Raw genomic sequence first — 7,061 nt, forward strand, 5'->3', positions numbered from 1 at the left:
ACGGCTGCAGGCATGCTTGCCGATAGCCTGGAACGTGCGGCTCTGAACCGCGAGTATCGTTCCCCGCTCATGGAGGGCCAGCTGGTCCTCGTGTCATCCTACGATCCGATGGCCGGGTTCAATGTGGGCAACGCCATGCAGCGCAACAAGCTGATCTACGCTCTGGCTGATGCAGCACTGGTCATCAGTTCCGACTATCAGAAAGGCGGGACGTGGGCCGGTGCAACGGAACAGCTGACCAAGCTGAGATTGGTGCCGGTGTTCGTTCGCTCACAGGGCGACATCGAAAAGGGACTCCAGGAACTGCAGAACATGGGTGCCCTGCCATGGCCGAACCCGAGCAACGCCGAAGACCTGGTTCGCATCCTGAGACCGGAACAGGATCCGACCACGACCACGCACAACGAAGAACAGGCGCCCGCCCCCGTGCATGAATCGATTCCAGAACCACCGGCCACAACCAAGGCCAAACTGGTTCCGGCGAAGCATCGCTCCAAACCGAGGAAGTCGGCTGGGGATATTGCCGAGCCGACCCTCTTCGACGCCGTACCGGAAAAAACAGTTTCGAACAAACGTGCAACAACACGACATGAGAAAACTGAAGGCACAACCAATGCAGATGGGTAGAACAGCCATGTCGAAGACTGACGGGCGCAACAAGGGACTAGGAGCACTTCCTGAATTCGCCGGTGGCAACATCATCTTGTACACGGCTCCCGCATGAGTGGAAATGATCACCCAAAGAATTCTTTCTCGTCGTTCCCGCGGAGGCAGGACCGATATGGTAATGGAGTGCATCCGCATGGCGCCAATTGTGAATCCCATAGTACCTGGTACAATGGGATTCACAATTCACGGGGGCAGGTGTTGTACGGCTGGATTCGCCTCGTAGAATGATTGCATGAGCACACACGTCATCCTGATCACCGGTCCACGTGCGGCCGGCAAGTCGACGTTCGCGGCTGAACTCCATCAGGACCTAGCGGGTTCGGTCCTGCTGCGCGTAGATGAGCCCTTTCACCAGATCATAGGCGAGAACCGCAACAGATGGATGGGCAAAGAGATCAAGCTGTACGGCATGGTCCTGCGCCATCAGCTGGGTCTTGCGCGCGACCTCGCCCTGGCAGGCAGCTGCGTCATCGTCGACGCCACGGTCCTGCCGGACCGGCTTTCCCCTCTTCGCGAGACGCCTGCTCCGGACGTAAGCGTCATCGCTCTCCTGCCCTCTCTCGAGGAGTGTCTGGCGAACGAACATCGGACAACGCGTACAGTCCCGGTTCGAGAGGAGAAGGTGACCGCTACGTGGCAGGAGATGCAGGAATGGCGCAGGGTGACAGGAGTCTCCGTCCGGATCGTCGACGGGTGTGAAGTCGAGCGCAGAGAAACGTTGTCCGTGATCGTGAAACAGTTGCAGCAGGCGCCCTAATCCCAGTCCGAACGGCTCCGCCGCAACAATAGCGCGAAGACGGGCGCACCAATGATCCCGGTCAGGATGCCCAGCGGGATCTCCGCCATCGTCAGAGTGCGCGCCACATCGTCGATGACCATCATATAGATTGCCCCGAGGGCGATGGAAGCCGGGATAAGTCTGCGGGAATCCGGACCGACGATGCCGCGCGCCAGGTGTGGCACGACCAGCCCCACCCATCCGATGACACCAGAGAGCGCTACGCTGACGGCAGTGGTCATGGTCGTCAACCCGATGAGGACGACCCTCATCGCCGCTGGGTTTTCACCCAGTGACCGCGCCTCGTCGTCGCCCATGGAAAGGATATTGAGCTTCCAGCGCAGCACGGTGATCACCACGAGGCAGGGCACGATCACGATGGCGGCCCTGAGAAGATCTGACCACTGCACCGACGCAAGCGAACCCATCAGCCAGAAGACGATCTGAGGCAACTTTGTCGACGGGTCAGCCACATATTGCGCGCCAGCCACCAGCGACGAGAACAGGCTGCCGACGACGAACCCCGCGAGCACCAGCGTCACGTGCGACCGGTCACGCCCGGACCGTGCAATCAGCCATGTCAACGACACAGCCACAGCTCCTGTCGCAAAGGCTGAGGCCTGTGTGACCGCTGCGCTTGCGCCTATCAGGATGGCGACGGCAGCCCCGAATCCTGCCCCCGAGGAGACGCCAAGAACATAGGGAGAGACCAGCGGGTTGTGAAACAGCCCCTGGAAGACTGCTCCGCCAGAAGCAAGCGCGGCGCCGACCACCGCAGCCGCCAGCGCCCGCGGGAGGCGCACTTGCCAGACCACTGTATCAACAGTCGGATCCCATGTGCGGGCGATTGGTACAAACCGGGAGACCAGCACCCGCAGGACTGTTTGTGGAGTGATGGGATAGCGACCCAGGCAAAGCGACGCAAGGAGCACCACCAGCACTCCCACCCACATAAGGAGCAGAGTCGGCAGGAACCGCCTGCGCTTCATGAACCACTCCCCGCGACAATCACGTGCCGTGTGCCGTCAGTCAGGACCTCGATGGGCATGCCATACAACCGCCCCAGGTTGTCTGCCGTCAGGACCTCTTCCGGAGTCCCCAGAGCGACCAGCACCCCGTCGCTCACAAGCCCAACCCGGTCGGCGTACTGCATGGCATCGTTTGGGTCATGGACGGTCATGATGACGGTCAGCCCACGGCGAACGGCAAGATCGCGTATCCTGCCCAGGACCAGATGCCGATTCCGGAAGTCCAGGTGCGCCGTCGGCTCGTCGAGCAGCAGGACCTGTGCCTCCTGCGCCAGCGCGCGGGCAAGCAGGACCAATTGAAGCTGTCCACCGGAGAGCTGGGTGTAGGGACGGGCGGCGATCGCACGTATGCCGAGTTCGTCCATGGCCTCCTGTGCCAGCGTCACGTCATGCGGACCGGGCTGAGAGGCAGCACCCAGATGGGGATTGCGTCCCATGAGCACAATGTCCTGGACGGTATATGGAAACGCAGGGGTATGAGACTGTGGAACGGAAGCCACACGCCTGCTCACGTCACGTGCAGACAGTGACTTCAGGTCGCGCCCGTCGATGCGGATCGTCCCGGCTCGGGGGCTCAGGACCCGCTCAACACAGCGAAGGAGCGTCGTCTTGCCAGCCGCGTTCGGTCCCACGATGGCGAAGACCTCGTGGGGACCCACAGCCATGGTGAGGTCGTGGAGGATCCTGGTCTCGCCGTAGGAGAAGCCAAGACCCTGGATGTCAACGACTGACGGACGGGTTTGTTCCATGCGCTATTGCAAGAGTCCTGCGAGGTCGACCGCTGGAACCGTGAACCGGTAGAATTGTCGATAGAACTGCGTGATCTCGGCAGACATATCGAACCGGACCTGATCGGGATAGAGTTTGTGGGCCAGCCACATCGTACCCAGAAATGATTCGGGGACCGGCATATCCCACGAGACGACATATTTCGGCATCACATAGACCCTGTGGTCCCGCACAGCCGCCACATTCTGCAGCTGGGGGTTGGTAAGGACGTCACTCACGGTGTCCCTGGTATAAGACGTGAGGATGATGACGTCTGGGTTCCAGACGAGCACCTGTTCAGGAGAAACATCGATCTTGCCGCCGGTCAGCTGTCCGGAAACGCTCACGCCCCCGGCGTTCCTGACCATGAATGTCTGGAAGAAGTCGCCGGCGAAGGTCTTAAAGATGCCAGTCCCCGCAACGTAGACCTTGAGACGTTTCGCAGACTCAATGGTCCCAACCTCATCCGCGATCTCCTTCATCTTTGTGGCCAGCAGGTCGAGCGAGGCCGTGGCTTCTGCCGTGTGCCCGGTCAACGCTCCCATCCGTTTGATGGCATCGGTAAGCTGCCCCGGCTGCTCGGCCGAGAACGCGTACGCCGGTAGTCCTGCCGCCTTCATCTGATCCAGTGCTGGACCTTCTTCGGTCAGGACGATGTCGGGACGGGCCGCAAGCAGGGTCTCGATGTTGGCCGCATTCTGGTTGCCGGCTTCAGGGACCTGATTCATCCGCGGGTAGATCGCCCCCATGGCCTTCCCTTTGACAGCCGAACCGAAGCTTGCGACGACCAGCTGGTCCTGTGCTCCGACAGCAAAGACAAGCTGTGTGGCTGTCGCGGAAAGGGTCGCAATACGTACAACGCGACGCGGCACGGTGACTGTGTGCCCAAGCATGTCGGTGACCTGCTCCATCTGTTTGGGCAGGGTGAGTGTAATCGTCCTGCTCTGGACAGTCCAGGTTGCGAGCCCCCCGAGCGACTCTGCGGCAAACCGGACAGGGACCATCACGTGACCGAGAACGATGATCGGCAAGACTCGGTGGTCTGTATCGATCCACACCGTGCGCCCGTCGACCACCGCTTTGGCGTTCCCGACCGTCAGTACCACCACGTGGGACTCCAGCGACAGCCGGACCGTTTTGGCAGCGGGCGTCCACGTCACATCACCGCCAGTCAGATCCACGACGTTGCGAATCGGCACGAGGGCTCTGTCCCAGGCTGCTTCAACAACAGGAACCACCTTCGAGTTCGCAGCATCGATCGGGAAGCTGAAACCGTTTACGGTCATCGTCGGACTCCCCACGGTGAGAACGACGGATGATACCGGCTGGTACGCCGCCCGTGCAGTGATGGATGGAAAGCCGACGACGAGCATGGCGGTGACGATCAGGACAAGACAGATGGAACGATGAACTCTAATGTGCATAGCGCAATCCTCCGAGGCAGGTGGCAAATAAGGGCGACAACACGCCCTATCTTACCGGAGGCACAGCGCACGACGGCGCAGAACCTGAAGCCACACGCACGACGGCGTACAGCCACAGCGACAGTCCACGACGGAACTGAAGCCGGTTTNNAAGCCTGAAGCACATACGCACAGACTGTCCTGTTACGTGGGTTCCCGCCTGCGCCGAAAGCACCCCTCGCATTGATAAGAAATGCTCAGGGGGGAACGACAAACAAGAGCCTCCTTGGGGAACGGTGGCATTCCACGACATGCAGAGCAGCCGCAAGTTCGCGGCTGCTCTCTTCATTTCTGATGTGTTGGGCTGTGGTCTTCAGAGACTCCTGAAGGCTATCCCATGTAGACGTTCTTCCAGTCGACAATTCCCAGCGCCGACTCGTAGAAGTTCTTGATGTGCTTGCTCAGAAGCATCGGGTTCGTGTAGAAGTAGACTGGAGCAATGGGCATATCGGTCATGAGGATCTTCTCTGCGGCATGCAATACCGCCATGCGCGCCTTCGGGTCGACAGTGGCTTTTTCCTTTGCAATGAGAGCATCATAGGCCTTGTTGCTGTAGCCAGTCATGTTCCTTCCATTGCCCGTCACGAACAGCTCCAGGAACGTATTCGGGTCCATGTAGTCAGCAGTAGGGGACCTGCGCACAACGTCGTAGTTGAGGCTCGCCTCGTCAGCCAGATAGACGCCCCACTCTTCACTCCTGAGGGTGCACGTGATACCGAGGTTCTTCTTCCACATCTGCTGAACTGCCTCGGCGATGGATTTGTGCTGGTCCGAGGTGTTGAAGAGCAATGTAAAGGCAGGGAATCCCTTGCCATTTGGATAGCCGGCCTGAGCCAGGAGTGCCTTTGCAGTCGCGATATCGTTGTCCTTGAAGTACGAACCACCCACTTTGCGGAAATCACTGCCAGGGAGTGCGTCCGGAATACCGTTGGAAACCATGGCCAGCGCAGGAGTCTGCCCGCCCTTCGTGATGGACTGCGTGATGCCCTTGCGGTCGATGGCCAGCGTCAAAGCCTTGCGCACGCGGACATCATTGAACGGCTTCTTGGTGTTGTTGAACATATACAAGTATGTCGCAAGGCTTGGAAGGATCTTTACATCGCCGGAGGCGACCAGCTTAGGCAACTCTGAGCTGGGTACGCTCGCCGCGGAGTCCAACTGACCGCTCTCATACATCGAAAGAGCAGTCGAACTATCCTCGACCATGAGGAACGTGACCTTGGTCAGCTTGACATTGTTCTTGTCCCAGTACGTCGGGTTCTTGACGAAGACCATCTTGTCCATGTGTGACCACTGCGTGAGCTTGAACGGTCCATTGGACACAAACGTCTTAACATCAGAAGCCCACTTGTCATTCGTGCTGACAACAGCCTTGCAGACTGGATACAGCGTATTGAACGCCGTCAACGCGAGGAAGTAGGCGGTGGGCGACTGGAGGTAGACCTTGAGCGTCTTGGCATTCAGTGCTTTGACGCCGACGTTCTTGCTTGGATTGATCTCTTTCGCCATGTTCGCAACGGGGACGTCCTTGCCTCCCACTTTCTTCGTAAGAGGATTGCCTTTGGCGTCGACAGCCTGGGCATAGTACTTGCTGCCGATCTTGATGGATGTGTTGAATGCTTCACCGCCATACACGTAGTAGAGCTGGGTGGCGTATTGGGCAGCCAACTCCGGGCTGAGCACGCGCTTCCAGGCATACTCAAAATCGTATGCGGTAACAGGGGTTCCGTTTGTCCAATACGCATCACGCAGCGTGAAGATGTACGTCTTGCCGTCCTTGGAGATCGTCCAGCTCTTCGCCATCGCCGGCTGCGGCACATTCTTGCTGTCGAGACGCGTCAACCCATCGAAGACCTGCATCTCGATAGTGGCTTCCGGAACGCCAATGGTAATGCCCGGATCGATTCCAGGTGGCTCAGCCCCCAGATTGTACGTTACCTCCTGAGCGACGGCCTTAGCTGACGGTACAACAGACAGTCCGCCAAAGATTGAGACCACAAAAAGCAGTACCAAAACAAGCGATAGTGCTTTCCTCATACACCAACCTCCCTGTTCCAATTACGATTTGTCGCATCTTACGGCTACCAAAATGATAGCAATACGCCAGAAAAACGCAATACGACCTAGTCTGGGCGGTGACCCAAGAGTGTCCTCTGTTTCTGCAGCAGCTACGGTATCCTGTAAACATGCAGAGCGGCCACAAGTTCGCGGCCGCTCTCTTCACTTCTGATGTGTTGGACTGCGGTCTTCAGAGACTCCTGAAGGCTACACCATGTAGGTGAGCTTCAAGTCGATGAAGCCCATTGGGGACTGGTAGAAGTTCTTAACGTGTTTGCTGATCAGGACATCGTTGGT

Annotated in this window: 6 protein-coding genes; 2 read left to right on the forward strand and 4 right to left on the reverse strand. The window is 58.7% G+C overall.

All coding sequences use genetic code 11. The features are described 5' to 3' along the window. Positions 1–627, forward strand: a 627-nt coding sequence (locus tag SMC5_RS11035; protein WP_207799113.1) for a DNA-processing protein DprA, incomplete at its 5' end; no start/stop codon positions are given. A 274-nt stretch (positions 628–901) separates the two neighbouring features. Continuing rightward, entirely contained in the window at positions 902–1,426 is a 525-nt protein-coding gene (locus tag SMC5_RS06250) for an AAA family ATPase (protein WP_119120020.1), read from the forward strand. Here SMC5_RS06250 and SMC5_RS06255 read toward each other — a convergent pair. The 4 genes from SMC5_RS06255 to SMC5_RS06270 all read right to left on the reverse strand — a co-directional run bounded on the left by SMC5_RS06255 (position 1,423) and on the right by SMC5_RS06270 (position 6,743). Continuing rightward, complete coding sequence (locus tag SMC5_RS06255) at positions 1,423–2,436, reverse strand: FecCD family ABC transporter permease (RefSeq protein ID WP_119120021.1); 1,014 nt, start codon at positions 2,434–2,436, stop codon at positions 1,423–1,425. The two genes, SMC5_RS06250 and SMC5_RS06255, sit on opposite strands and share 4 nt — an antisense overlap. Then, positions 2,433–3,224: an ABC transporter ATP-binding protein gene (locus SMC5_RS06260; RefSeq protein ID WP_119120022.1), complete on the reverse strand. Its 792-nt coding sequence runs from the start codon at positions 3,222–3,224 to the stop codon at positions 2,433–2,435. Before SMC5_RS06260 ends, SMC5_RS06255 begins: the two co-directional genes overlap by 4 nt. Positions 3,225–3,227: 3 nt before the next feature. Further along, a complete protein-coding gene (locus SMC5_RS06265; RefSeq protein WP_119120023.1) occupies positions 3,228–4,667 on the reverse strand; it encodes a stalk domain-containing protein in 1,440 nt (479 codons plus the stop codon). Between the two features lie 369 nt (positions 4,668–5,036). Then, positions 5,037–6,743, reverse strand: a complete 1,707-nt coding sequence (locus SMC5_RS06270; RefSeq protein WP_119120024.1) for a peptide ABC transporter substrate-binding protein — start codon at positions 6,741–6,743, stop codon at positions 5,037–5,039. Positions 6,744–7,061 lie beyond the last annotated feature (318 nt).

This window comes from Candidatus Cryosericum odellii (genome assembly GCF_003570935.1).
GTDB lineage: Bacteria > Caldisericota > Caldisericia > Cryosericales > Cryosericaceae > Cryosericum > Cryosericum odellii.